Source organism: uncultured Caldilinea sp. (assembly GCF_937128415.1).
Lineage (GTDB): Bacteria > Chloroflexota > Anaerolineae > Caldilineales > Caldilineaceae > Caldilinea.
In genome coordinates this window covers 1-24,142 of sequence record NZ_CAKZMJ010000095.1, presented here as the reverse complement: position 1 = coordinate 24,142, position 24,142 = coordinate 1, and the positions used below count along the sequence as shown (strand labels likewise).

Here is a 24,142-nt window from a genome sequence, read left to right as displayed (position 1 = left end):
GCGCGCTGAAGGGGGAGGGCGCAGATGCGAACCATTGCATTGCAAAGAAATGTCGACCGCCCGGCTCGCCTGAGCCTGATTGTCGAGGAAAACGCCCGGCGCGCAACCGGGCGTTTTTGATTGGTCGAATGCTTTAAGCCGATCTCGCTGAAAGGAGAAACGATGATCTCGAAACCTTCGTTGCGCAGACGAACCATGCAGATCGCCACCATCACCGTCGCCTTGAGCCTTCTGGCCACGCGGCCGGCGCACGCCATGCACATCATGGAAGGATTTCTGCCGTGGCCATGGGCGCTCTTTTGGTGGCTCATGACGCTGCCCTTCTGGATTTGGGGCGTGCGCCGCCTGGTCTTCCTCATGCGCGAGCGGCCGGAGACCCGGATGATGCTCGGCGTGGCCGGCGCCTTCACCTTTGTGCTGAGCGCGCTCAAATTGCCCAGCGTGACCGGCTCCAGCAGCCATCCCACCGGCACGGGCCTGGGCGCCATCCTGTTCGGCCCTGCGGTGATGAGCGTGATCGGCTCGATCGCGCTGCTCTTTCAGGCGCTCTTGATCGCGCATGGCGGATTGACGACGCTGGGCGCCAACGCCTTCAGCATGGCCGTCGTCGGTCCGTTCGTGGCGTGGGGCGTCTGGAGAATGATGCGCAAGCGCTCGCTCTGGCTCGCCGTTTTCCTGGCCGCGGCGCTGGCGAATCTCTCCACCTACGTGGTCACGTCGGCGCAGCTTGCGCTCGCTTACCCGGATGCAACGAGCGGTTTCATCGGCGCATTGATGAAATTCGGCGCCATCTTCGCCGTGACGCAAATTCCGCTCGCCATCAGCGAAGGCATCTTGACCGTTCTGCTCTTCAACGCCTTGCAAAGCAACGCCGCCGCTGAGTTGCGCTCCTTGGGCGCGCTGGAGAATGTCGCATGAAAGACGCAAAACCTTCGACTTCGTTGAGTCCATGGATCGTTTTGACCCTGATTGCGCTCTTTGCGCTATTGACCGTCGCCCCGTTGCTCTGGCTCGAAAACTCTGAGTTTCCCGGCGCCGATGCACTCGCCGAGGAGGCCATTCAGGAGATTGCGCCCGACGTAGAGCCATGGTTTCAACCGCTGTGGGAGCCGCCGGGAAGCGAGACGGAAAGCCTGCTTTTTGCGCTGCAGGCGGCGATCGGCGCAGGCTTCATCGGTTACTTTTTCGGCTGGCAGCGAGGGCGAAAAGAGGCGGCTCCGACAGGCCGGAGGGGCGCGCCTCCGGCGTGATCGGATGGCCCGTCCGGCCACAGTCCAAACCCACGAAACACGGTTCTCATGCATCGACTCGACGCTTATGCGCACGCCAGCCGGCTGCGCCATGTGCATCCGCTGAACAAGTTCGCCTTTGCGCTGACCGTCATCGCGCTCTGTCTGGTTCTGGATCGACCGGCGGTGAGCGCGGCGGCGCTGTTGTGGATGGCGGGGCTGAGTCTGCTCTGGGGCGGTGCAACGCCTGGCTTTGTGTTGCGCCTGCTCGCAGCCGAGGGCCTTTTCCTGGCGCTCGGCGTGGTCGCCGTGGCCGTGCAAATCGGCCCGGTCGGGCAGGGAGGCGGATGGTCGGCGACGGTCACGCCCGCCTCCCTGGCGCAAGCAGGCGCGCTGCTGTTGCGCGCTTTCGCCTGCGCCAGCGCCATGAATTTTCTGGCGCTCACGACGCCGATCCTGGAGCTGGCGGCGGCAGCGCAGCGATTCCGCGCGCCGGCGGCGCTACTCGATGTGACGCTGATGATGTATCGCTCTGTGTTTTTGCTTTTGGAGACGCTGATGCGAATGCAACGCGCACAGGAAAGCCGCAATGGCTACGCCTCTTGGTCAGCGACGATGCGCAGCGCAGCGGCGTTGGGAAGCCAGTTGTTCGCCGCAAGCTGGCGCTCCGGCCAGCGCATGGAGATGGCGTTGCAGGCGCGCGGCTACGAAGGCGGCGCGCTGCCTATGCTGACGCCCGCCTACACACTCTCTCGGACCTGGCCGGCTGTAGCCTGCCTTGTCCTTGCCACCTTGCTCGGATTGGCCTGTCTATGACGACGACTTCCTTGCTTGCGTTTGAGGCGCTCCACTATCGTTATCCAGGAGCCGACGCTCCGGCGCTGCGCAGCGCCTCCCTGGAGGTGAGGGCCGGAGAAAAAATTGCGCTCATGGGGCGCAACGGCTCCGGCAAGAGCACTTTGCTGCTTCACGGCAACGGTCTCTTGCGCCCGCAGCAAGGCGTCGTCCGCTGGCAAGGGGAGGCGATCGCTTACACCAGGCCAGCGCTGCGCGCGCTGCGCAGCCGGGTGGGGCTGATCTTCCAAAACCCAGACGAGCAGCTCTTTGCCCCAACCTTGCTCCAGGACCTGGCCTTTGGCCCGTTGAATTCGGGTGCATCGGAGCAGGAGGCGCGCCAGCGGGCCGAATGGGCCGCCGCGCGCTGCCGAATCGAGCATCTGTTGGCGCAGCCGCCTCACGCCCTCAGCGGCGGGCAGAAGCTCTGCGCGGCGCTGGCGGGCGTCCTGGCGATGCGACCCGCCGTCTTGCTGGCGGATGAGGTCACGTCCGGCCTCGATCCGTGGATGCGGCGCAACGTGTTGTCGATCCTCGACGAGCACGTGGCCGAAGGAGGCGCCGTCGTGCTCTCCACGCACGAGCTGGACGTCGCCCGCCACTGGGCTGATAAAATTGCCCTCATGGAAGAAGGGTGCGTTGTGCATGTAGCCCCGCCTCGGGAATTTTTTGCTTCGCCGGCCTGGCGCGCACGCATCGGCGCCGACCTGTGGCTATTCTCCGACGCGACGCCGATGCACCACGCGCCACGCAGCACGTAACAGGTTCAAAGGGAAACGCAATGCCTGAATTTTCTCCCACCGCCCTGATTTTCATCGGCCACGGCAGCCAGGATATGGAAGGCGTCCAGGAGTTTTTTCACCTTGCTCACATCCTGCAGACGCGCGTCCCTGCAAAGCTTTACCCGTGCTTTCTGGAGTTCAGCGAGCCGCCCATCGCCGAAGCGGTGCGGCAATGTGTGGAAGCAGGCCATCGCCAGATCGTGGTGGCGCCGCTTTTCCTGGGGCCGGCGGGGCACCAGAAAAACGACATTCCCACCTTGCTCAACTGGGCGCGCGCGCGCTGGCCAGAGGTCGAATTTCGCTACGCTGCGCCCCTTGGCGTTCAGTACGCGCTGCTTCAAGCGCTGGATGACCGTTGTCGCCGCGCGCTCCAGGGCGCTGCTTCAGCGCCGGACGACTCGTCAAACGACCTTCCCGTCCGGCTGCCTCGCACCGCCATCGCGCTCATCGGTCGCGGAACCGGCGACCCCGACAGCAATAGCGACGTCGCCAAGATGGCGCGCCTCCTGGCGGAGGGATGGGGCTATGAGTGGGTGGAATATGGCTTCTACAGCATCGCCCGTCCTGGCGTCGCCGAGACGCTGGAGCGCTGCATTCACCTCGGCGCCGAACGCATCGTCGTGGCGCCATTTCTGCTCTTCACCGGCCGCATCCACCGGGGCATTCTGCGCCAGGCCAAAGCCGTGGCGGCGGCGCATCCCGACGTAGAGATGCGCTTCGCAGAGCACTTGCACAGTCACGCAGGCGTGGTGGAGGCGATCCTCCAACGCTATCGGGAAGCCGTCGAAGGAAACGCAAGCATGACTTGCGACCTGTGCAAATATCGCCATCGCATGCCCGCCTACGCCGACGATTCCGGTGCGCCTCAATCTTCCGATCACCGCCACGGCCTGCGCGGCGTCTCCCATTCCCACGGCATGGAGCGTCTGGCGGCAATCCTGCCTCCACGCTATCAGGGAGGACGCGCCGTCAGCGCGGCGCCGATGGCCGCCGCGCCGCTCGTCTACGATGCAGAAGGCCGCGTGGCCTGGGATCGCATCTGGGGCGTGGACGATCCGGAGAACCCCTTCTGCGAGCTGGCGCTGGCCGGCGGACCCCCCCATCGTGGGGAGCTGCTCGAACCCGTGGACCCTCAGGAAGCGCTCGCCGATCCGGAAGGTTGTGCGCGCGTGGCGGAAGAGATCAGCCGCGGGGTGCGCATGACCACCGGCCTGTCCACCGTTCCCTCCCGCGCGCCGGGGTGGCTGGGCATCCAATGTGCAAGTGAAGAGATGGCGATCTGGCTCTTGCGCGCCATTGTGGTGGAAAATATCGCCGTGCGACGCGAAGGCTGCGTGCTGTACGTGCCGGTCGGCCCCCGCTTCCGGCTCGAATCTGAAATCAAAAACGTGGTCACCGCCGTCGCCAAAACCTATCACTACTGGAGCGAACATTTGCGGGAGCAGGCAGCGCGATGAGTCTAACGCCCGCCGCCATCACCGAACGATCCTTCGCCATCATCCGCGAGGAGCTGGCCGCGCAGGGGCTGGTCTTCGCGCCGCCGGCCGACGTCGTGATCCATCGCATCATCCACGCCACCGCCGATTTTGATTTCGCCCGCATCACCCGCTGGAGCGAGGGCGCAATCGAGGCGGGCGTTCATGCGCTGCGACGAGGGCGCCCGATTCTGGCCGACGTTCAAATGGTGCGCGCAGGCGTCAGCGCAGAAATTGCCACGGCGATGGGCGTCTCGGTGTATTGTTTTGTCAACGAAGCGCAGGTGTGCGCCCAGGCCCGCCAGGAAAACATCACCCGCAGCGCTGCGGCCATTCGTTACGCCGCGGCGCAAGGACTGTTGGCGGGCGCGGTCGTCGCCATCGGCAACGCGCCGACCGCCCTGCTGGAAACGCTGACCTTCGTCGATCGAGGCGTGCGGCCGGCGCTGATCATCGGTGCGCCGGTCGGTTTTGTGGGGACGGCGGAGAGCAAGGCGCTGCTCACCCGCCGCACCGATGTTCCATGGATCACGACGGAAGGGCGCAAGGGCGGCTCGCCCGTAGCGGTCGCCATCGCCAATGCCCTGTTGCGGCTGGCTGCAGGCCGCACGGCCACGGAGGTCTTATGAACGACAGGGTTCCGCCGCGCAATCGGCGCAGGGGGCGCACAGGGTACACGACCGGCAGCAACGCCGCCGCCGCCGCCAAAGCAGCGACGCTGGCCCTCTTCACCCGCCGGTGGCCGGAGCAGGTCACCATCACGCTGCCCATCGGCGAAACGGCCACCATGACGCCCGTTCATCCGCGGCTGGAGGAACACAGCGCCTACTGCTGCATGGTGAAGGACGCTGGCGACGACCCCGACGTGACCCACGGCGCGCTTATTTGCGCGGAGGTGCGCATCGTCGCCGAGCCGGGCGTGCACATCGACGGCGGCGTGGGCGTCGGTCGCGTCACGCTGCCGGGGATCGGGCTGCCCGTCGGCGCTGCAGCGATCAACCCGGTGCCGCGACGCCAGATCACGGAAAACGTGCTCGACGCCGTCATCGCCGCCGCGCCCGGCGGCGCAGCATGGCTGGAGAAGCACGGGCTGGAGGTGATCATCAGCGTCCCCGACGGCGAGCGGTTGGCGCAGCGCACGCTCAACCCGCGGCTGGGCATCCTGGGCGGCATCAGCATCCTCGGCACGACGGGCAAGGTCTTCCCCTACAGCACCGCCGCCTGGCGCGCCAGCGTGGTTCAAGCGGTGGAAATGGCGGCTGCCAATCACGTTGCGCGCGTGGCGCTGGCGACCGGCGGCCGCTCCGAACGCTTCGCCATGCAGCTCTTCCCGGAGCTGCCCGAGGTCGCCTTCGTCGAGCTGAGCGTCTTCACCGGCGACGCGCTGAAAACCTGCGTCGCCATGGGCGTGCGCTCGGTCGTCTTCGTAGGCATGATCGGCAAAATGATCAAGACGGCGCAGGGACACATGCAGACCCACGTCGCCGGCAATCAGGTCGATTTTGACTTCCTGGCGCGCGTCTGTCGAGAGACGGGCGCGCCGGACGCGCTGGTGGAAGCCGTCGCCAACGCCAACACAGGACGCCATTTCCTGGAGCTCTGCCAGGCGGCGCATTTCACCGCGCCACTGCAACGCATCGCCGAGCTGGCGCTCGAAGCCTGTCTAGAATTTGTGCGTAAGCAAGGCGGCGCATTAGAGATGGAGACGATCCTGATCGACTTCAACGGCGAGGTGCTCGGCCGCGCCCGAGGCGCCATTGAATCCTCTCAGGCAGATCGGCTGTCCAGCGCTCTCCCCACTGCTCCTTTGCTGCAACGGTTGGCAGAGGATCCGACGCATGCCTACGACGACGATGAGCCGTTGGAGGACGCAGCATGAAGCGGACGCCTGTGCTGGTGGTGGGAATCCACGCCGGCGGGGTGCAGATGTTGCCGCCGACGCTGCGGGAGCGCATTGAAGCGGCGCAGGTGTTGATCGGCGGCAAACGGCACCTGGCCGCTTTCCCGGCCTTTACGGGAGAAACCATCGTCATCGCTGCGGACGCCGGTTTCGCCGTTGCGCGCGCCCGGCAGGGCTGGGAGGCAGGCGAGAGCGTGGCGGTGCTGGCCTCCGGCGACCCGCTCTGGTATGGCTTCGCCGCCACGCTGCGCAAGGCGCTGCCTCCAGAGGCGCTGGAAATTCACCCGGCGCCCGCCTCGTTTCAACTGGCCTTCGCCGCACTGGCCGAACCCTGGCACGATGCAGCGCTGCTCAGCGCGCATGGCCGACCGCTGGCCGCAATGCTTCCACAGGCGCTCGCTGCGCCTAAGGCCGCCATTCTCACCGACCCCGTGCAGACGCCGGCCGTCGTTGCACGGGCGCTGATCGCCGCCGGCATGAGCGCCGACGCCCCATGCGCCGTGTGCGAAAATCTGGGCGCAGACAACCAACGCGTGCTGCGCATGACGTTGGCGGAAGCAGCGCAACAGGAGGAGTTCGCGGCGTTGAACGTCTTCGTCGTGTGGAATCCACGCCCGCGACGGCCGCGGCCGCCCGGGCTGCCCGACGAGGCGTTCATCACGCTGGCCGGCCAAATCACCAAGCGGGAGATTCGCCTGCTCTCGCTGGCCGAACTGGCGCTCGGCGCCGATGAAGTGCTGTGGGACATTGGCGCAGGCAGCGGCGCAATCGCCATCGAGGCGGCCATCAGTCAACCCACCGCCTGCGTCTACGCGGTCGAACGCCGGCCCGAATTTTGTGCATGCATTCGGCAGAACCTTGTCCGCCTCGATGCGCCCAACGTGCAGGTTGTGGAGGGGAGCGCGCCGGAAGCCTGTCGCGACCTGCCCGATCCCGACGCCGTCTTCATCGGCGGCTCTGGCGGACGCCTGGCGGAGCTGGTCGGCATGGCGCAGGAGCGCCTGCGCCGCGGCGGGCGGTTGGTCGTCAATCTGGTCACGTTGGACAGCCTGGAGACCCTGCGGCGACTGGCGCCTGAGGCCCAGGTGGCGCTGGCGCAGATCGGCCGGGGCAAGACGATTCAATCCTCCCTGCGGCTGGAGGCTTTGAACCCGGTCTTTATCTTCACCTGGCGAAAGGCAAACGGGCAATGACAACCATGACGAAAACCTCGCTTTTAACCGCCGTCGGCCTGGGGCCGGGCGATCCGGAATGGATCACCGTCAAGGCTGTGCGCGCCATCGAACAGGCGCAGGTGGTGTTCGCGCCGCGCAGCCGCGACGGCGACGCCAGCCTGGCCCTGCGCATCGCCGAACCGTGGCTGCGGCCCGAGCAGCGCATCGTCGAGCTGGCGCTGCCGATGACGCGCGATCCCGACCTGCTGACGCCGACCTGGGAGGCCGCCGCCGATCAGATCGCAGCCGCATTGCAGCCGGGCGCGCAGGGCGTCTATCTGTTGTTAGGAGACCCGCTGCTCTACGGCACCTTCACCTACCTGTGGAGCGAGCTGGCGCAGCGCCATCCGCACGTTCAGGTCAGCGTCGTTCCCGGCGTCACCTCGTTCGCCGCCGCGGCCGCGCGTGCAGGCGTCGTGCTGGCGACCACCTCAGAGCGGGTGGCGATCCTGCCCGCCAGCTACGAGACCGACGCCGCTGTGCTGCAGCGGCTGCTGGCGGACTTTGAAACCGTGATCCTGATGAAGGTGGGCGCCGCGCTCCCTCGCGTGCTCGGCGCGCTCGAAACCTTAGGCCTGCTCGACGCCGCAGTTTACGCCGAACGCGTCGGCATGCCCGAAGAACGCATCGTCGATGATCTGCGGACGTTGCGCACCGAGACGGAGCCGCGCCCCTATCTTTCGCTCCTGATCGTGCGCCGCTCTCAACGCGCGCCCATCCGTCTGCCCGTGCAGGGGGCCTGGCCCTCGACGATTTCACCGACCTCAACTTCACCGACCTCAACAGCTTCACCGGAGTCGCTATGATTCAGGCCAGACCGGGAACCGTCTACTTCATCGGCGCAGGCCCAGGCGCAGCCGACCTCATCACCGTGCGCGGGCGCGATCTCATCGCTCAGGCCGACCTCGTGCTGTACGCCGACAGCCTGGTGACGCCGGAGGCCGTAACGGCGGCCGCGCGGCCCAATGCGCGCGTCCTCGGCTCCTCGGCGATGCATCTCGACGAAATCATGGCGCTGATGATCGACGCCGCGCGCCGCGGGGAAGTCGTCGCCCGCGTGCACAGCGGCGACCCGTCCATCTACGGCGCCATCCACGAGCAGATGGCCCGGCTGGAAGAGGCGGGCGTCCCCTACGCGATCGTCCCCGGCGTGGCCTCGGCCTTTGCCGCCGCCGCCCGCCTCGGCGTGGAGCTGACCGTGCCCGACCTGGTGCAGACGGTGATTTTGACGCGCGCAGCCGGCCGCGTGCCCATGCCGGCCGGTGAGCAACTGCGTGACCTCGCCGCGCACGGCGCAACGCTCGCCATCCATCTCAGCGTCACGCGCATCCGACAGGTGGTGGAGGAATTGCTCGCCGGCGGCGCTTACTCGCCCGCCACGCCGGCGGCAGTGGTGCATCGGGTGACCTGGCCCGACGAAAGCTACGTCCTCGGCACGCTGGCCGACATCGCCGACAAGGTGCGCGCCGCAGGTTATACGCGACAGGCGCTGATTCTCGTGACGCCGGCGCTGGACCCGACGCTCAAACAGGCGGAGCAACGCTCGGCCAGTCATCTGTATGCCCCCCACTACACCCACCGCTTTCGGAGGGCGACCGCGCGGCCAACGACTGAAGCGCCGCCGACAAATCACCCGGAGACGCCTTCGGCTTTGCCCAACCAAGGCCCGATCTGCATCGCAGTCACGCGCCGGGGCGCGGCGTTGGCGCAACGGCTGGCGACGGCGCTCGAAGGCGAAGCATGGCTGCCGCAGCGGCCAGGCGATGAACCATCGGAGCGCACGCATCGCTACGCGGGCTCCGTGCTTGCCGAAGTGCGCCGCCGTTGGCAGGAGCGACGACCGCTCCTGTTGATCATGGCGGCCGGCGTCGCCGTGCGCGCAGTGGCGCCCCTGGTGAGCGAAAAAACACACGATCCGGCTGTGCTCTGTCTGGATGAGCAGGGGCGCTTCGTGATTCCATTGCTCGGCGGTCACCAGGCCGACGCAAACCGGCTGGCGCAGCAAGTCGCCGCCATCACGGGCGGAACAGCCGTCGTCACCACCGCCAGCGACGGCCAGGGCAAGCCGGCGCTGGATCGTCTGGCGGAAGAGCTGGGCTGGCGCATCGACCCGGAGAGCGCCTTGACGCATACGATGGCCCGCTTCGTCGACGATGACCGCATCGGGCTTTGGATCGACCCGCGCATTCCCCTCGCCGAGGCGGAGCGTCTGCGCGAGCAACTCAGCGGCTGCGCCAACCTCGAGGAAATTGCAGAGCCGGAGGCGTTGAAAACGCCTGATTACGCCGCCGGGATCATCGCAACGCCCGGCCTGGTTGAAACGCAGGTGACCGCCAAAAGCCTCATCTATCGACCACCATTGCTCGTCGCCGGCATCGGCTGTCGAAAAGGAGCGACGTCGGAGGCGCTTCAACAGGCGCTCCGCATCGCCTTTGAGGAAGCCGGCCTGTCGCTGCATAGCCTGGCTGCGCTCGCCACTGCGGAGCTAAAGGCCGAAGAACCCGGTCTGCGCCGCCTGGCCGACGCCCTGCGCGCGCCGCTGCACGTGATCCCTCATCACCGGCTGCAACAGCTCGCTCCGGAGACATTCACCGCCAGCGCGGCGCAGGAAAAATTCGGGCTGCCGGGCGTGGCCGAGCCTTGCGCCATGCTGGCGGCAGGCGGGCCCTTGTTGGCGCCCAAACGCAGTTTCGAGCAATGCACGGTCGCCATTGCGTTGCGCAATCAAACAAACAGCGGAAGGGAGAATGCATGAGCGGAGCGCTCTTTTTGGTGAGCATCGGGCCGGGCGACCTGAACCATCTGACGCTGGCTGCCCAGCATCACCTGCGGGCGGCGGAGGTGGTGATCGGCTACCAATTGTATGTCGACTTGATTCGCCCGTTGCTTGCCGAGCATCAGGACGTTGTGCTCAGCCCGATGGGCGAGGAGGTCGAACGGGCGCGCACAGCCATCGAGATGGCGCGACAGGGGCGTCGCGTGGCCTTGATCAGCAGCGGGGATGTCGGCGTGTACGCCATGGCTGCGCCGGTCTTTGAGCTGTTGCGCAGCCAGAACTGGCAGGGACACGATCCGCCGGTGGTGGTGACGCCGGGCGTCAGCGCGTTCCAGGCGGTCGCTGCGCGCGTGGGCGCGGCGATCGGCCATGATTTTTGCGCCATCAGCCTGAGCGACCTGTTGACGCCCTGGCCGATCATCGAGCGCCGCATTGCCGCTGCAGCGTGGGGAGATTTCGTCATCGCCTTCTACAACCCACGCAGCAAGGAACGTTCGTGGCAGCTCGGAAGAGCCATGGAGATCTTGCGACGATTTCGCCCTCCTTCGACGCCGGTGGCGGTGGCGCGCAACATCACGCGCCGCAACGAACGCGTGCAGGTGACGACGCTGGAGGCGCTCGACGTGGAGACGGTCGATATGTTTTCGCTGGTGCTGGTCGGCAACAGCCAGAGCTTCATGGTCGCCGGCCATTTTGCCACCCCGCGCGGGTATGCGGCCGGTCACCTGGATAAGTTCGCACCGGAAGGGATCGTCGAATCCCCCAATGCGGCCAACATGACAACTGCTGGCGTTCGCTTGCTCTATCCCATCACCCTGACGCAGCTCGCAGGCGCCGCGGTCGTGGTCTGCGGGGGCGGCAAGGTGGGCGAACGCAAGGTGCGCGGGCTGCTCGACGCAGCGACGGCTGAAGGCGCTGCGCCGCGCATCCGACTGATCTCGCCGACGGCGACGGAGACCTTGCAACGATGGGCGGCGGAGGGGCGCATCGACTGGGAGGCGCGGCCCTATGCGCCGGGCGACCTGGTCGGCGCAAGGCTGGTCTTCGCCGCCACGTCGGAGCGAGCGGTCAACGCCGCCATCGCGCAGGAGGCTGCAGCGGTCGGCGCACTGTGCAACGTGGCCGACGCGCCCGAGGAAGGAGATTTTCATGTTCCGGCTGTGCTGCGCACCGAAGACGCGCTCATCGCCGTGAGCACGGGCGGCGCAGACCCACGGCGTGCAGCAGCCTGTCGCGACCAAATCGGACGATTGCTGGCGCAGGCAAGAAACCATAGAGAGGATACGGAATGACGGGAAAGGCCTATCTGGTGGGCGCCGGACCGGGACGCCCAGACCTGATTACGGTGCGCGGGCTGGAGCTGCTGCGCCGCGCCGACGTCATCCTCTACGACCGCCTGATTGCGCAAGAGCTATTGGACGAGGCGCGGCCCGACGCCGAGCGCATCTTCGTCGGCAAAGGTCGCGATTGTCACGTGGCCACGCAGGCGCAGATCAACGCATTGCTGGTGGATCGCGTGCAACGGGGCAAAATGGTGGTGCGGCTCAAAGGCGGCGATCCGCTGATCTTCGGCCAGGGCGGGGAGGAGATGGAGGCGCTGGCCGCAGCGGGGCTGACTTACGAAGTGGTGCCGGGCGTCAGCTCGGTGAACGCAGCCGCCGCCTACGCCGCCGCGCCGCTGACGAAGCGTGGGGTCGCCTCCGGCTTTGCCGTGCTCACCGGCAGCGAAGCGCCGGACAAACCGGGCAGCCAGCTGGAATGGCGCGCCCTGGCGCACGCCCCCACCCTGGTGATCCTGATGGCGATGAAAAACATCGGCTCCATCTGCCAGGCGTTGTTGGAGGCCGGTCGCTGCGCAGAGACGCCTGCGCTGGTCGTCAGTTGGGCGGGGACTCGCCGGCAACGGACGCTGCGCTCCACGCTGGCCGCGCTTCCCGCCGCGCTTCAGCACCATCCCATGCCGACGCCTGCGATCGTCCTGATCGGCGCCGCCGCTGCCTTTGCAGACCGTTTGGCCTGGTTTGAGCCCGAACGAGACGCCGCAGGCTTCGCCGGCTTTTTACCGCTCGAGGGAGAGGAGTGAACGGATGACCCGCGCGTGCGCTCCGCCCATTTACGCCCGCCTGCGTCCGGAAGCGCTGGCGACGCCGCCGACGTTCCACGGCGCCATCGACTACGCCGAGATAGAGCAGCTGGGTCTCACCCCCGACGCCGTTCTCGATTTCAGCCAAAACAGCAACCCTTTTGGCCCTTCTCCGGCCGTGCAACAGGCGTTGCAAACCATTGATCTCGCCCGTTATCCCGATCGCGAATGCAGGGCGCTGCGACGCGCCCTGGCGGACGCTCTTCGGACCACGCCGGAATCGATCCTCGTCGGCAACGGCGCATCGGAAATTCTCTGGCTGGCGGCGTTCGCCTTCCTTCGCCGGGGTGACGCTGTGCTCATTGTCGGCCCCACGTATGGCGAGTACGCGCGCGTCGCCGCGTTGATGGGCGCTACGGCTCATGAGTGGCGAGGCGAGGAGCGCAATGCGTTCACCGTTGAGCCGGAGGCAATCGAACGCCTGCTCGAACAACGCCTTCCATCTGCAGTCTTTCTGTGCAACCCCAACAACCCCACGGGTCGTTTCACGCCGGTGGAGGTTCTCCACGCATGGGCAAGGCGATGGCCGCAGACGCTCTTCATCGTCGATGAATCTTATCTGGCGTTTCTCGCTTCGCCTCGCTCCGCCTACGCCCCTGACCTGGCCAACCTTCTGATCGTGCGTTCGCTCACCAAGGAGTATGCGTTGGCGGGGCTGCGGCTCGGCTACGCCCTGGCTGCGCCAACCCTCATCGAGGCGATGCGCCGCGTGCAGCCGCCGTGGAGCGTCAACGCTCTGGCGCAGGCCGCCGGCGCCGCCGCCCTGGCCAACCTGACGCATCTGCGCGAAACGCTGGCTGCACTGCGCCTGGCAAAGGAGGAGCTGATCGCCGGACTGGAGCACGGCGGATGGCGACCGCTGCCTTCAGAGACGCATTTCATGTTGGTGCGCGTCGGGGACGGCGCTGCGTTGCGACGTCGCCTGCTTGCGCATGGCCTTCTGGTGCGCGATTGCGCCTCCTTCGGTCTCCCCGCGCACATTCGCATCGCTACACGAAAACCAGAGGAAAACCGCCGCCTGCTGAACGCGCTCGAGCAGCTTCGTCTGGAGGTGGACGGAGCAAAAACCTTCGCTGCGCCAGGCCAGGCCGCAACCACCGTCTCGGCTCCCGCCCTTGCCCTGCATAAAGGCGGCTGCCGCTCTGCGCGCGCACGCGCCTTGATGGTGTTGGGCACCCACTCCAGCGCCGGCAAGAGCCTCCTCACCACCGCCCTCTGCCGCATCCTGGCGAGGCGCGGCGTAAAGGTGGCGCCCTTCAAAGCGCAAAACATGAGCAACAACGCCGGCGTGACGCCTGAAGGCGGCGAAATGGGTCGAGCGCAGATCGTCCAGGCGGAAGCCGCCGGGATCGCCCCCCATACGGACATGAACCCGGTGTTGCTCAAGCCGGAGGCCGACCGCCGCAGTCAGATCGTCCTGAACGGCAAAGTGGCGGGGCGCATTGAGGCCGGCAACTGGTTTGCGCTCAAACAACAGCTCTGGACGGAAGTTTGCGCCGCCTATGACCGGCTGGCCAGCCGCTTTGACGTGATTGTGCTGGAAGGGGCGGGCAGTCCGGCGGAGATCAACCTTAAAGCCGGGGACATCGTCAACATGCGCATGGCGCACTACGCCGACGCCGCCTGTCTGCTGGTGGGCGACATCGATCGCGGCGGCGTCTTCGCCGCCCTGGCCGGCACGCTGTGGCTGCTCGAGCCGGAGGAGCGCAGCCGCATCCAAGGGCTGGTGATCAACAAATTCCGCGGGGATCCGGCGCTGTTGGGCGACGTCAACGCATTGCTCCGTGGAAAGACGTTCGGCGTTCCCTTGCTCGGCGTCATCCCCTACCTACCCGACCTTCTGATCCCAGATGAAGACGCCGTCTCGATTCAGCCGGACGCGTTGCATCCTTCGCCGCAGGCTGGCAATCCATCGCCGCATATCGACATCGCGGTGATCCGCCTCCCCCACATCGCCAACTTCGACGAGTTCGACCCGCTGGCCGCGGAGCCGGGGGTGCGCGTGCGCTATGTCGGCGCAGTCGAAGAACTCGGCGCGCCGCACGCCATTATCCTTCCCGGCACCAAAGCCACACTGGCCGACCTGGCGTGGCTGCGCAGCCGAGGGCTCGATCGCGCCATCACAGAAGCTGCACAGCGCACGGTCGTCGTCGGCGTCTGCGGCGGCTATCAGATGCTGGGAGAACGCGTGGACGATCCGCACGGCGTCGAAGGGCCGGTCGGCGCGTCCATGGCCGGCTTAGGCTTGCTGCCGGTCGCAACGGAATTTGCGCGCGTCAAACACACCTATCGCTCGCAGATGCGCCTGCCCGATGGCTCCCTGGTGGAAGGGTATGAGATCCACATGGGCGAGAGCGTCCGGCTCGGCGAAGCCACGCCCTTCGGCGTGATCGTGCAGCGCAACGGACAGGGGGTCGAGCTTCCCGACGGCGCGCTCAGCCAGGATGGCCGCGTTTGGGGCGTCTATCTCCATGACATCTTCGCCAACGACGCGTTTCGCCACAACTGGCTGCGCTCCTTAGGTTGGAAAGCCGCAACAGCGCCCACGACGCAGCAAACGCCGCTTGTCTCTAGCCGCGGGCGTCGCGCTCGCGAATATGACCGCCTCGCCGACGTCGTTGAAGCCGCCATCGGCTGGCCGACGATCGAGCGTTTGATCGGGGGCGGGTGACGATGGCCGTGACGACCCGCAACGGACGCGCAACCGATCGACGCTGGATGACGCTCTTGCTGGCGTTCGCCCTCGATTGGCTTTGGGGCGATCCCGGCAACCGCTGGCATCCGGTGGCGTGGATGGGGACGGCGATCGCCTGGCTGCGACGTCGCGCGCCGCGCCAGGGACGAACCGCGCCCTTTTTCTTCGGTCTCTGCCTTGCCGGAGGCGGAGCCGTACTCTCAGCCCTGATGGCGCGGAGCGTGAGTCATGCGCTTTCACGGGCGCCGACGCCGGTCGCCGCGTTGCTTGAAGCTATCTTGCTCAAGATGACCTTTTCCCTGCGCGGCCTGTTGGCGGCGGGGCGCAGCGTCGAGGCGGCGTTGGAGCGAGGAGAGCTGGAAGCGGCGCGACGGCTGCTCGCCTGGCACCTCGTCAGCCGAGACGTCAGCCGGCTCGACGCCTCGCAAGTGGCGGCGGCGACGATCGAGTCGCTGGCCGAGAACCTTTCCGACGGGACGCTGGCGCCGCTCTTCTACTACGCCCTCGCCCCCAAGGCCGAATGGGGGCTTGCGGCCGCCTACGCCTATCGCTTTTTGAACACCGCCGACGCCATGCTCGGCTATCGAGACGCCGAACGGGAATGGCTGGGCAAAGCGCCGGCGCGGCTGGACGACGTCGCCAACCTACTTCCTGCGCGCGCCACGGCGCTGCTGATCGTCGCCTGCGCTCGCATCACAGGCGGCGATGGGCGTCGCGCCTGGCGCATCTGGCGTGGCGACGCGCGTCGAACCGCCAGCCCCAACGCCGGCCACCCGATGGCGGCGATGGCCGGCGCGCTGGGGGTGGAACTGGAAAAAGTGGGTCATTACGTGTTAGGGGCGGGGCTGGCGTCTCCGCAGACGAGAGACATCGGCCGTGCGCGACGGCTGGTCGGGGTCGCCGCCGGCGTCGGTATTGGGATCATTGTGTTGATTCGCCATATTCGCAGCCATAACTCATAGATTCTCATAGACATTACGGTTGGCCCACCTTCCAAGAAAGCCTGGAGAATCCTGGAAGGCCATACTTCGCGAGAAGACTCCACCTTAACTGCGTAATCCCTATTCCTGATACTCTCAAATCTAACTTGTGAATTAAATCACAAATACACTATAATAATTTTTGAAACTATCTTTGTGCACGGTTATCGCGCAGACTACAGTTCACATATTTATCGATTATTTTATGTCAATCTATAAATCCCTTCTCAATCCACAATCTCTCTCATAGAACAAGGAGTCGCATATGAAAGCTGTTCCATGGAGAGTCGTTCTTCCCGTTCTGGTTACAATCATCATCGCCCTAATCCCGACGCCTGAAGATCTGGCACCTCATGCCTGGTATTACTTTGCAATCTTCGTCGGCGTGATTGTGGGATTGATTTTGGAGCCGCTGCCGGCAGCTGCCATTGGATTGATCGGCGTCGTGCTCATCGGCGTTTTGGGGTTGGCGTTCTCGCCGGAGCAACGCGCCGATCCTGGATTTGACCTGCCAGGCGAGACAATTAGATGGATGCTCAGCGGATTCTCCAACACCACTGTCTGGCTGATCTTTGCCGCCTTCATGTTCGCCATGGGTTATGAGAAGACCGGTCTAGGTCGTCGCGTCGCCCTTCACCTAGTGCAGCGTCTGGGAAAGCGCACGCTAGGGTTGGGTTATGCGATCACATTATCCGATTTAATTCTGGCGCCTTTCACCCCCTCAAATACGGCGCGCAGCGGCGGGACCATTTTTCCCATCATTCGCAACATCCCGGGGCTCTATGGTTCAGAACCTGGCCCCACAGCGCGTAAGATCGGAGCTTACATTATGTGGACGGCGCTGGCTGCCACTTGCGTCACCAGTTCTATGTTTCTCACAGCCCTTGCACCCAATCTGCTAGCTATCGAATTGGTCAACAAAACGGTGAATCTGCAGATCACCTGGACGCAATGGTTTGTAGGCTTTCTACCTGTGGGCGTCATCTTGTTGGCGGCGCTGCCATATCTAGTCTATAAGCTTTATCCGCCCGAAATTAAAGGAAGCTCCGAAGTGCCGGAGTGGGCTCGCCAAGAGATAGCCCAGATGGGTCGGCTTTCTCGTCAAGAGATTGTCATGGCTCTCTTGGCGCTGGTGGCGCTGGTTCTGTGGATCTTGGGTCGCGACTTCATAGACGCTACGACGGTCGCCTTGGGCGTAATTTGTCTCATGTTGATATTGAACGTGGTGAAGTGGAGCGATGTTCTTGCCAATGGACCAGCGTGGAATGTGCTGGTGTGGTTTGCGACGTTGGTCACTCTCGCCGGAGGTCTCAATCGAGTGGGCTTCATTGTCTGGTTCTCTGACCGAGCAGCAGGTTTTCTGGAAGGGCTGCCGGTGACTCTGGTCATGATCTCCCTGGTGGCGTTGTTCTTCTTCATTCATTACTTCTTCGCCAGCATCACGGCTCAAACAACTGCAGTGCTGCCTGTGATGCTGGCGGTAGGCGCGGCGGTGCCCGGAATGCCGGTGACGATGCTGGCGCTGCTTCTCTGCTACTCTTTGGGCATCATGGGCATCATTACGCCCTACGCCACCGGTCCCAGCCCCATCTACTACGGAAGCGGCTTTATTGACCGCCGCGCCTTCTGGTTGTTGGGTCTGGTTTTTGGAGTCATCTTTTTAGCCGTTCTTTTGGTGGTTGGGCTCCCTTACCTCTCCATTTTATACTGATAACGTTTTGCGTCAGCCTTGTATCTTGTGCTCATTGAGCAGAGCTGACATTTTTGACTCAGAAGGTCGCGGCGTTGGAAGGCCGACGCCGCGACGCATTTTATTCGCCGATAATTTTCACCAGCACCCGCTTCGCCCTGCGGCCGTCGAATTCGCCGTAGAAAATCTGCTCCCACGGCCCGAAGTCCAGCCGACCGTTCGTCACGGCCACGACCACTTCTCGCCCCATGATCTGACGTTTCAGATGGGCGTCGGCGTTGTCCTCGCCGGTGCGGTTGTGGCGATAGCGGCTGACGGGCTCATGCGGCGCCAGTCCTTCCAGCCACTGCTCGAAATCGTAATGCAGCCCCGGCTCGTCGTCGTTGATGAAGACCGAAGCGGTGATGTGCATGGCGTTGACCAACACCAACCCTTCCCGGACGCCGCTCTCGCGCAGGCATTCTTCGACCTGCGGCGTAATGTTGATAAAGGCGCGGCGAGTCGGGACGTGGAACCACAGTTCTTTGCGGTAGCTCTTCATGAAAAATGCTCCTATCGTCGTTATGATAAGCCTTAGAATCAAGACTGGACGCATTCCAGTGTGAACGTCACTTGCGTTCCTTTTCCAGGGGCGCTTGCGACATGCACCTGCCCACCGTGGGCATGGACAATTCCTTGGACAATGGTCAATCCCAGGCCGGCCCCCCCGCGCAGGCGCGAGCGGGAGCGATCCCCGCGATAAAACGGCGCAAAAACATGCGGCAGGTCCTCAGCGGGGATGCCCTCTCCGTCGTCCACCACCCAGACCCTCACGACCGCGCGCGTGGTCTCCCAGCCGATTTGGATGGCTTCCCCCTGCGCAGTGTGCTGCACGGCGTTGTCGAGCAGATTGAAGAGAACCTGTTTCAGGGCGTCGGGATCGGCGTTGACAACTGCAGCGCCTCCTGGCTGCAATTCAAGCCGCCGGTCTCTGGTCAACAAATGCGCCTGGGGCAGAAATTCCTCTCGGAGCCAGCGCTCTAAATCAAAGGAGGTGCGATGGAGGATAATTCCGTTCTGGAGTCGAGTCAGATCCAGCAGCTGTTCGGCCAGACGGCTCAATCGCTCTGTCTCACTGTACATGGCGCGAAGCAGACGTTTGGCGTTGGCCGGATCGTCTTGCGAGCCGCGCAGCAGCACTTCCAGGGTCCCTTTGATCGCCGTCAGAGGGGTGCGCAATTCATGGGCCGCGTCAGCGATAAAGCGTTGCTGCGCAGCAAAGGTGTTCTCGATGCGCGTGATCATGTCGTTGAAGGCGCCGGCCAGTTGAATCACTTCATCTTTGGCCTCAGCGCTTTGTAGATAGGGCAGGTTGACGCGCTCGCTGAAATCGCCGGCGGCGATGCGTCGACAGGCGTCGGTCATGCGGCGCAAGGGACGCAGCGCCGACGAGGTGAGCCAGAAGCTGCCCGCCACCCCCAGCAAAATGGTGAGCAGGCTCCCCACCAAAATTAATCTCTGTTCGCGCCACAGGAGCTGATCGACCACAGTCAAGGGCGTGTTTAGCTGCGCCACGCCGAGAATAGTGGGATGGCCGGGCTGGGGGCGCAGTGGGATCAAAAGCACCATCGTGTGCTGGTCGCCCACCATCACGGTGTAGGTGATTTCATTTTCTCCGGCGAGGGCCAGCGCCATTCGTTCGGGATCGACCGGCGCCGGAAGAGGCTCTTCGGGCAATCGGCGGCCATTCGCCAGCAGCGCGGCGTCGGAGTCCAGAATCAGAGCGGTGGTGTCGCGGGAGGTCAAATCGCGCGCCAGATTTTCCGCAATCGGATGCAACGAGGGAACGCCGGCGGCGTCGAGCGGGGCCTCGACCAGCCAGCGCTCGATGACGGGCTTGGCCTGGGCGCGCAGTCGCACTGCAGTGGTGCTGAACAGAAATGTGCGCATATCAAAATAGAAGAGCACACCGAGGCCGCTCAACAATAAAGTCAATAAAGCGACATAAAGCACGGTGAGGCGGGTGCGCAGCGAACGCTCATGCCAACGAATCATCTTCATCGGGGCGGAAACTGTAGCCCAGGCCGTAGTTGGTCCGAATCAAACGCCTGGCTCGATCGCCGATCTTTTCGCGGAGGTGATGGATGTGAACATCGACGACGTTGGTGTCGCCGACGAAATCGAACCCCCAGATGCGGTTGAGAAGCGTTTCCCTCGTAAAAACGCGGCGAGGGTGGCGCATGAACAATTCAAGAAGGGCGAATTCTTTGGGCGTCAGGTCGATCGGCTCCCCGTTTTTGTGCACCTCATAGGTGACGCTGTTGAGCACGATGCCCGCGGCCGTCACGACAGTCTGCTCCTGCGGTCGCCCGCGGCGGCGCAATACGGCGCGAATGCGCGCCAGAAGCTCCTCAAAGCTAAAGGGCTTGGTCACGTAGTCGTCTGCGCCCAGGTTCAAACCGGCGATCCGGTCGGGGATCTCGCGTTTGGCGGTCAACAGAATGATGGCGAGATCGGCATTGGCGGCGCGCAGCCGTTTACAGATCTCCAGCCCATCGAGATCGGGCAGCATTAAGTCCAGAATCACCAGATCAAACTCTTGTGCATCCAAAAGACGCAGGCCACTCCATCCGTCGCAGGCGATCTCGACCTGAAATCCCTCATAGGTCAGTCCCACGCGCAAGAATTCGGTGATTGTGTGCTCATCTTCGATGATCAGGATGCGAGCAGAGGATGCGCTGATTTCCTCAAGCGTCATAACGTCAACCCCATCAATGCTTACCGTTCTCCTGATTGTATCACACCTTATTTGGGTTGGATCGCAGCCCGGCGCAAGCCTTGCAAAAGGCGCCGACGACCTCCACAGTGCGGTGTAGAAGTCGTCGGCGCCTGGGCGTAAGAAGCAGCGCAGGTGAGAAAAATGTCGCTCAATTACGGCTGCAGCGGCGCAGGGCGCTCATATCCCGGCGCATACGGCGCAGGATGCTGACGTTCCGCTGCAGGAGGAACGGGGCGCCCATGCCGCGGCGCAGGAGGAGGCGGAGCAAGATGCTCATGTCCGGGCGCCGCCGGAGTAGGTCGCCCGTATTCCGGCATTGGGTGAGGATGGCGCGCACTGCGCGGCGCGCGCTTGTGAATCATAAGCGTCTGTCCAGCTTCGGGCACGGTGATGGTCTCCGCCTTGAGATGTGCGTCGCCTTTCGGTCCGCTTCGCCAGCACCCTGTCGCTTCAAGATAGGAGCCCACCGAAAGCACTTCGCTCACCCGCCAACCTTCGTGAGGTGGAAAGCGCACATGAACCTCGGCGTCCAACCATACGCCGTGGAGGTCTCCCTTGGAATTGTAGGAGAAACCGGTCACCTGACCTTCGATCGTGGCCGCTGTGCACTGCGCAGGGCGGGGCTTGGGCTGCCACTCCGACAATCCGGCCGCCGACAAAGGTTCTCCCCACAGGCCGATAGCCAGGAGCGCGGGCGCAAAGAATGCTGTCGCGTGTTTGAACACTTTTGCAACCTGCCTTTCTAAACGAAGTAGCTTTTAAAAACAACCAGAGCGACAGAGAAATGCCTCTGATGAACACAAACCGCACATCGTTCTTCGATCAGGAAGCGCCTGCGCGGCGCAAAATGGCTCTGCAATGCGCGATATTCACCTCGATGGGGTCGTCGAGCCAGACGATCCCGTCCGCACCTTTCGCCAAAACAGACGAAACGTCCCGCCGATAGCTACGCTTTCCCATGACAACAATCGGAGCGAAGGTGTGCAAACGAATCCATTCGACGAGGTATTGCTGCATCGCTTCCGTCAAATACACGGCGTCGATCAGGATCAGATCACACTGTTGGAGCAGATCTGCGTCAATCGTATCGCAGCAGGTCAGGTCGATGTCGATGCTTTCATAGCCGAGCGCCTCCGCAAGGCGCAGCACCCGAGTGTGACCTACGCGTGCGTATATATGCACCGATTTTCTTCGGGGGAGATGGAGACGAGCACGGGAAGACTGGGAATCACAAGCAAAATATCCACGAAACGACAAGGTTCTTCTGTGCTCCATCTGCATTGTCTCCCCCTTTCAGAAAGGCGCGTCCATGAACGCCGTAGAATGCCTCGCATTTTCCAGAAATGGTTTTGCGCTTTTCGTCTGGCAGGATAGCGAATGAGCATGAAAAACCGCCAAAGAAAAAATTAAAAAATTCTGAAGCTCTCTCTGCAGAAGGGAATATCAGCTTGCGTCGACGATGAGCAGAAAACGACAGGAAGAAAAAAGAGCGCGGGAAGGCGCCCTGCGCAGCAAAAACGCTGCGCCAGCGTCGCCGAAACCCGGCGCGCCGGCGCAGTCTATTGAGTGTAAAGTTAGAAGAACAGCAACTACTCGCCGCGCGTCGGCGCCTGCTGGCCGTAAGAAGGCGGCAGCAGCTCGCCGAAGAGCGTGGCGTACATCAGGCGATAGACGTCGGTGTTGTCGAAGCGGCTGCGGAACTCGGTGCGCAGCAGCTCGGCGTTCAGCCCTTCGGCGCGGCTGAGGATGCCGCCCGCCACGTCGTTGGTGCCCGTCCAGCCGATGGCGAAGTCCAGCTCGTTGCCAAAGGCGTCGGGCGCGGCCAGGAAGGGCTCCGTGTTTTGTCCCTCAATGCCATCCAGCGCGAAGCCCTGGTTGAGGCCAAAGCCCGTGGGATTGCCGCTGCTGGTGGTGACGCGACCGTTCTCATCCACCGGCGCAGGGCTGAAGACCTGCATGCCGCCCGCGTCGCTGTCCGCCGCCGTCAGCAGCAACGTGTTAGGATTCTCGGCGATGAACTGACGAATCACGCCGATCGTATCATCCGCCGCTTTCAGCGCGCGCAGACCGCCGATGGCGTTCGAGTTGTTGGGCAGGTTGTCGACGCTCTCGACCTCGCTGACCAGGAAGAAGGGCTTGCCCGCCGCCTCGCTGTGACGGCGCAGCAACTCCAGCGCCATCTGCGTCATTTCGGCGACGGTCGGCGGGTTGTAGCCGGGCGTCCCCGGTCGGCTGCCCCAGATGATCAGGCGACCTTCCTTTGTCCCCTTCATCGAATCATCGACCAGGCCCAGCGCAATCAGGCGCTCTTCCGTGGTGTCGTTGAAAATGTCATCGCGTGCGAAAAGCCCCAGCACCATCGGCGCATAGTCCGGCTCCGCCTGGATGCGCGCCCACAGCGCGTCGAATTCGGCGCGCGTGCGGATCACTTCGTAGCCGAGCTCGGCGGCCTCCTTGAGCAGGTTGCGGCCGTCGTCGCGCGCCGGGCCGCGACCGTTGACCTGATCGACATGCACATAGCAGTCCAGCGTAATTTCTTCTCCGCAGGCCGGCGCGTCAGAAGGCAGGAAGAATCCCTCGCCGCCGCCCAGCATCACCTTGGGCAGAGGCTCCCCTTCAAAACCGGGGCGGCCATCGATAAACTGGCGTGCAATCTCGTTGGAAAGATTGCGATTTCCCACTTCCGCCAGGAAGACGCCCGTGCCCGGCTCCGGCAGGTCGCCGTCATTGACGATGCCGACAGGCATGCCGGCCGCCGCAGCCTCGCGCATGATGCTGCCCGGATAGCCGCTGAGTGCGTTGATCGGGCGTCCCTGCGAGCCCGGCTCTTCCGGGTCGATGCCGCCGTCCTGGCCGAAGGAGCCGGGGCCGAGCACCTTGTAGCCGAAGGCGTGCACGGTGGCGCCGCCGTTGGAGGTGCCCACCAGGCGGTCGCTCATGTGGCCGCGATAGACGGCCATCTCCGGAAGCTGATCCCAGTGCAGCTCGCCGTCAGGGCCGTACCAATACATGCGGGCGGCGTTCCAGTGGTTGAGGCCGGAGCCGTCCGGGTGAAAGAAGATCACGTTGCCGGTTTGCACTGCAGGCTGACTGGAGGCCGGGACGACTGTCGTCGCCGCCAAGGCCAGGGCAAGTAATAAAGCTGCGAGTTTTCGCATGGTTTTCCTCCATTTCATCGGTTGACAGACGGACGTTCTTGCATCGCAGCCGATGCACCTTCACAGTAGGAAGGCGACGTCAACGGGGTGATAAGAGGAGATTAAAGGGATGTAAAAAATTTTGTCCAAATGGCCGGAACAGTTTGCTCTTCGCCACTCGCAGCCGCTCTCTCACTTCTCTTTGCTCACTTTTCCCTCACCTCGACGCGATACTCGCCGCGCGCCGCCCGCACAGTCAACCTCTCGCCGGCATGCACCATCGCCGGATCGATGACGACGACGCCATCCATGCGCTGCACGATGCTGTAGCCCCTGGCCAGCACGCGCAACGGATTGAGCGCTTCGAGACGCTGCTCCGCGGCGCGCAGCCGTTCGCGGCGCTGCGCCAGCGCGCGCTGCACGGCCCCATGCAGCCGACGCTCGCGCTCGTCCAAGCGCAGCCGCGCCTGATCGATCTGGCGCTGGGGATGAATGCGTTGCAGGCGCATGCGCAAGCGCTCAAAGGCTC

The 24,142-nt window shown here is 64.1% G+C and carries 22 protein-coding genes; 15 read left to right on the top strand and 7 right to left on the bottom strand.

All coding sequences use genetic code 11. The features are described 5' to 3' along the window. Window positions 1-195 precede the first annotated feature (195 nt). The 15 genes from Q0367_RS17855 to Q0367_RS17785 all read left to right on the top strand — a co-directional run bounded on the left by Q0367_RS17855 (window position 196) and on the right by Q0367_RS17785 (window position 17,739). Window positions 196-918, top strand: coding sequence for an energy-coupling factor ABC transporter permease (locus Q0367_RS17855; protein WP_363325887.1), 723 nt, complete (start codon window positions 196-198; stop codon window positions 916-918). Continuing rightward, window positions 915-1,250: an energy-coupling factor ABC transporter substrate-binding protein gene (locus tag Q0367_RS17850; protein WP_298983909.1), complete on the top strand. Its 336-nt coding sequence runs from the start codon at window positions 915-917 to the stop codon at window positions 1,248-1,250. The genes Q0367_RS17855 and Q0367_RS17850 overlap by 4 nt, the downstream gene beginning before the upstream one ends. A gap of 48 nt (window positions 1,251-1,298) precedes the next feature. Then, window positions 1,299-2,045 carry a cobalt ECF transporter T component CbiQ gene (gene cbiQ / locus Q0367_RS17845; protein ID WP_298983907.1) on the top strand — a complete coding sequence of 249 codons (747 nt, stop codon included), beginning with the start codon at window positions 1,299-1,301 and terminating at the stop codon, window positions 2,043-2,045. Further along, a complete protein-coding gene (locus Q0367_RS17840) occupies window positions 2,042-2,824 on the top strand; it encodes an energy-coupling factor ABC transporter ATP-binding protein (RefSeq protein WP_298983905.1) in 783 nt (260 codons plus the stop codon). The genes cbiQ and Q0367_RS17840 overlap by 4 nt, the downstream gene beginning before the upstream one ends. 20 nt (window positions 2,825-2,844) lie before the next feature. After that, window positions 2,845-4,302: a sirohydrochlorin chelatase gene (locus tag Q0367_RS17835; RefSeq protein WP_298983903.1), complete on the top strand. Its 1,458-nt coding sequence runs from the start codon at window positions 2,845-2,847 to the stop codon at window positions 4,300-4,302. Then, window positions 4,299-4,949 carry a precorrin-8X methylmutase gene (locus tag Q0367_RS17830; protein ID WP_297636519.1) on the top strand — a complete coding sequence of 217 codons (651 nt, stop codon included), beginning with the start codon at window positions 4,299-4,301 and terminating at the stop codon, window positions 4,947-4,949. The genes Q0367_RS17835 and Q0367_RS17830 overlap by 4 nt, the downstream gene beginning before the upstream one ends. Beyond that, window positions 4,946-6,199, top strand: a complete 1,254-nt coding sequence (locus tag Q0367_RS17825; protein ID WP_298983901.1) for a cobalt-precorrin-5B (C(1))-methyltransferase — start codon at window positions 4,946-4,948, stop codon at window positions 6,197-6,199. The genes Q0367_RS17830 and Q0367_RS17825 overlap by 4 nt, the downstream gene beginning before the upstream one ends. Beyond that, window positions 6,196-7,413 carry a precorrin-6y C5,15-methyltransferase (decarboxylating) subunit CbiE gene (cbiE, locus tag Q0367_RS17820; RefSeq protein WP_298983899.1) on the top strand — a complete coding sequence of 406 codons (1,218 nt, stop codon included), beginning with the start codon at window positions 6,196-6,198 and terminating at the stop codon, window positions 7,411-7,413. Before Q0367_RS17825 ends, cbiE begins: the two co-directional genes overlap by 4 nt. Further along, on the top strand, window positions 7,410-8,240 hold the full coding sequence (gene cobI, locus Q0367_RS17815; protein ID WP_298983895.1) for a precorrin-2 C(20)-methyltransferase: 831 nt from the start codon (window positions 7,410-7,412) through the stop codon (window positions 8,238-8,240). Before cbiE ends, cobI begins: the two co-directional genes overlap by 4 nt. Further along, the gene (cobM, locus tag Q0367_RS17810; RefSeq protein WP_298983893.1) at window positions 8,237-10,189 is read left to right on the top strand and encodes a precorrin-4 C(11)-methyltransferase; all 1,953 of its coding nucleotides are present in this window, start codon (window positions 8,237-8,239) and stop codon (window positions 10,187-10,189) included. Before cobI ends, cobM begins: the two co-directional genes overlap by 4 nt. Further along, on the top strand, window positions 10,186-11,502 hold the full coding sequence (gene cobJ / locus Q0367_RS17805; RefSeq protein ID WP_298983890.1) for a precorrin-3B C(17)-methyltransferase: 1,317 nt from the start codon (window positions 10,186-10,188) through the stop codon (window positions 11,500-11,502). The genes cobM and cobJ overlap by 4 nt, the downstream gene beginning before the upstream one ends. Beyond that, on the top strand, window positions 11,499-12,293 hold the full coding sequence (cobA, locus tag Q0367_RS17800; protein ID WP_298983888.1) for a uroporphyrinogen-III C-methyltransferase: 795 nt from the start codon (window positions 11,499-11,501) through the stop codon (window positions 12,291-12,293). Before cobJ ends, cobA begins: the two co-directional genes overlap by 4 nt. Before the next feature lie 4 nt (window positions 12,294-12,297). Further along, complete coding sequence (locus Q0367_RS17795) at window positions 12,298-15,024, top strand: cobyric acid synthase (RefSeq protein ID WP_298983886.1); 2,727 nt, start codon at window positions 12,298-12,300, stop codon at window positions 15,022-15,024. A 2-nt stretch (window positions 15,025-15,026) separates the two neighbouring features. Beyond that, window positions 15,027-16,010, top strand: coding sequence for an adenosylcobinamide-phosphate synthase CbiB (gene cbiB, locus Q0367_RS17790; RefSeq protein ID WP_298983885.1), 984 nt, complete (start codon window positions 15,027-15,029; stop codon window positions 16,008-16,010). 283 nt (window positions 16,011-16,293) lie between these two features. After that, window positions 16,294-17,739, top strand: a complete 1,446-nt coding sequence (locus tag Q0367_RS17785) for an anion permease (RefSeq protein ID WP_298983883.1) — start codon at window positions 16,294-16,296, stop codon at window positions 17,737-17,739. Window positions 17,740-17,839: 100 nt separating this feature from the next. On the opposite strand, the gene Q0367_RS17780 is transcribed toward Q0367_RS17785, so the two are convergent. The 7 genes from Q0367_RS17780 to Q0367_RS17750 all read right to left on the bottom strand — a co-directional run. Next, complete coding sequence (locus Q0367_RS17780; protein WP_298983881.1) at window positions 17,840-18,259, bottom strand: secondary thiamine-phosphate synthase enzyme YjbQ; 420 nt, start codon at window positions 18,257-18,259, stop codon at window positions 17,840-17,842. Window positions 18,260-18,297: 38 nt separating this feature from the next. Beyond that, window positions 18,298-19,752, bottom strand: a complete 1,455-nt coding sequence (locus tag Q0367_RS17775; RefSeq protein WP_298983879.1) for a cell wall metabolism sensor histidine kinase WalK — start codon at window positions 19,750-19,752, stop codon at window positions 18,298-18,300. Next, window positions 19,736-20,455 (bottom strand): response regulator transcription factor, encoded by a 720-nt coding sequence (locus Q0367_RS17770; RefSeq protein ID WP_297636557.1) that lies wholly within the window; start codon window positions 20,453-20,455, stop codon window positions 19,736-19,738. Before Q0367_RS17770 ends, Q0367_RS17775 begins: the two co-directional genes overlap by 17 nt. A 173-nt stretch (window positions 20,456-20,628) precedes the next feature. Continuing rightward, window positions 20,629-21,201 carry a hypothetical protein gene (locus tag Q0367_RS17765; RefSeq protein ID WP_298983877.1) on the bottom strand — a complete coding sequence of 191 codons (573 nt, stop codon included), beginning with the start codon at window positions 21,199-21,201 and terminating at the stop codon, window positions 20,629-20,631. A gap of 97 nt (window positions 21,202-21,298) precedes the next feature. Continuing rightward, on the bottom strand, window positions 21,299-21,625 hold the full coding sequence (locus Q0367_RS17760) for a hypothetical protein (protein ID WP_298983875.1): 327 nt from the start codon (window positions 21,623-21,625) through the stop codon (window positions 21,299-21,301). A 440-nt stretch (window positions 21,626-22,065) separates the two neighbouring features. Then, window positions 22,066-23,634, bottom strand: a complete 1,569-nt coding sequence (locus Q0367_RS17755; protein WP_298983873.1) for an alkaline phosphatase — start codon at window positions 23,632-23,634, stop codon at window positions 22,066-22,068. 185 nt (window positions 23,635-23,819) lie between these two features. Next, a partial coding sequence (locus Q0367_RS17750) for an exodeoxyribonuclease VII large subunit (protein WP_298983871.1) occupies window positions 23,820-24,142 on the bottom strand: 323 nt, incomplete at its 5' end.

What these genes read in the sequence shown, in the direction of transcription:
- Q0367_RS17855 (WP_363325887.1), top strand. Translation starts at nt 196, where the DNA reads ATGCAGATCGCCACCATCACCGTCGCCTTGAGCCTTCTGGCCACGCGG.
- Q0367_RS17850 (WP_298983909.1), top strand. Translation starts at nt 915, where the DNA reads ATGAAAGACGCAAAACCTTCGACTTCGTTGAGTCCATGGATCGTTTTG.
- cbiQ (WP_298983907.1), top strand. Translation starts at nt 1,299, where the DNA reads ATGCATCGACTCGACGCTTATGCGCACGCCAGCCGGCTGCGCCATGTG.
- Q0367_RS17840 (WP_298983905.1), top strand. Translation starts at nt 2,042, where the DNA reads ATGACGACGACTTCCTTGCTTGCGTTTGAGGCGCTCCACTATCGTTAT.
- Q0367_RS17835 (WP_298983903.1), top strand. Translation starts at nt 2,845, where the DNA reads ATGCCTGAATTTTCTCCCACCGCCCTGATTTTCATCGGCCACGGCAGC.
- Q0367_RS17830 (WP_297636519.1), top strand. Translation starts at nt 4,299, where the DNA reads ATGAGTCTAACGCCCGCCGCCATCACCGAACGATCCTTCGCCATCATC.
- Q0367_RS17825 (WP_298983901.1), top strand. Translation starts at nt 4,946, where the DNA reads ATGAACGACAGGGTTCCGCCGCGCAATCGGCGCAGGGGGCGCACAGGG.
- cbiE (WP_298983899.1), top strand. Translation starts at nt 6,196, where the DNA reads ATGAAGCGGACGCCTGTGCTGGTGGTGGGAATCCACGCCGGCGGGGTG.
- cobI (WP_298983895.1), top strand. Translation starts at nt 7,410, where the DNA reads ATGACAACCATGACGAAAACCTCGCTTTTAACCGCCGTCGGCCTGGGG.
- cobM (WP_298983893.1), top strand. Translation starts at nt 8,237, where the DNA reads ATGATTCAGGCCAGACCGGGAACCGTCTACTTCATCGGCGCAGGCCCA.
- cobJ (WP_298983890.1), top strand. Translation starts at nt 10,186, where the DNA reads ATGAGCGGAGCGCTCTTTTTGGTGAGCATCGGGCCGGGCGACCTGAAC.
- cobA (WP_298983888.1), top strand. Translation starts at nt 11,499, where the DNA reads ATGACGGGAAAGGCCTATCTGGTGGGCGCCGGACCGGGACGCCCAGAC.
- Q0367_RS17795 (WP_298983886.1), top strand. Translation starts at nt 12,298, where the DNA reads ATGACCCGCGCGTGCGCTCCGCCCATTTACGCCCGCCTGCGTCCGGAA.
- cbiB (WP_298983885.1), top strand. Translation starts at nt 15,027, where the DNA reads ATGGCCGTGACGACCCGCAACGGACGCGCAACCGATCGACGCTGGATG.
- Q0367_RS17785 (WP_298983883.1), top strand. Translation starts at nt 16,294, where the DNA reads ATGAAAGCTGTTCCATGGAGAGTCGTTCTTCCCGTTCTGGTTACAATC.
- Q0367_RS17780 (WP_298983881.1), bottom strand. Translation starts at nt 18,259, where the DNA reads ATGAAGAGCTACCGCAAAGAACTGTGGTTCCACGTCCCGACTCGCCGC.
- Q0367_RS17775 (WP_298983879.1), bottom strand. Translation starts at nt 19,752, where the DNA reads ATGATTCGTTGGCATGAGCGTTCGCTGCGCACCCGCCTCACCGTGCTT.
- Q0367_RS17770 (WP_297636557.1), bottom strand. Translation starts at nt 20,455, where the DNA reads ATGACGCTTGAGGAAATCAGCGCATCCTCTGCTCGCATCCTGATCATC.
- Q0367_RS17755 (WP_298983873.1), bottom strand. Translation starts at nt 23,634, where the DNA reads ATGCGAAAACTCGCAGCTTTATTACTTGCCCTGGCCTTGGCGGCGACG.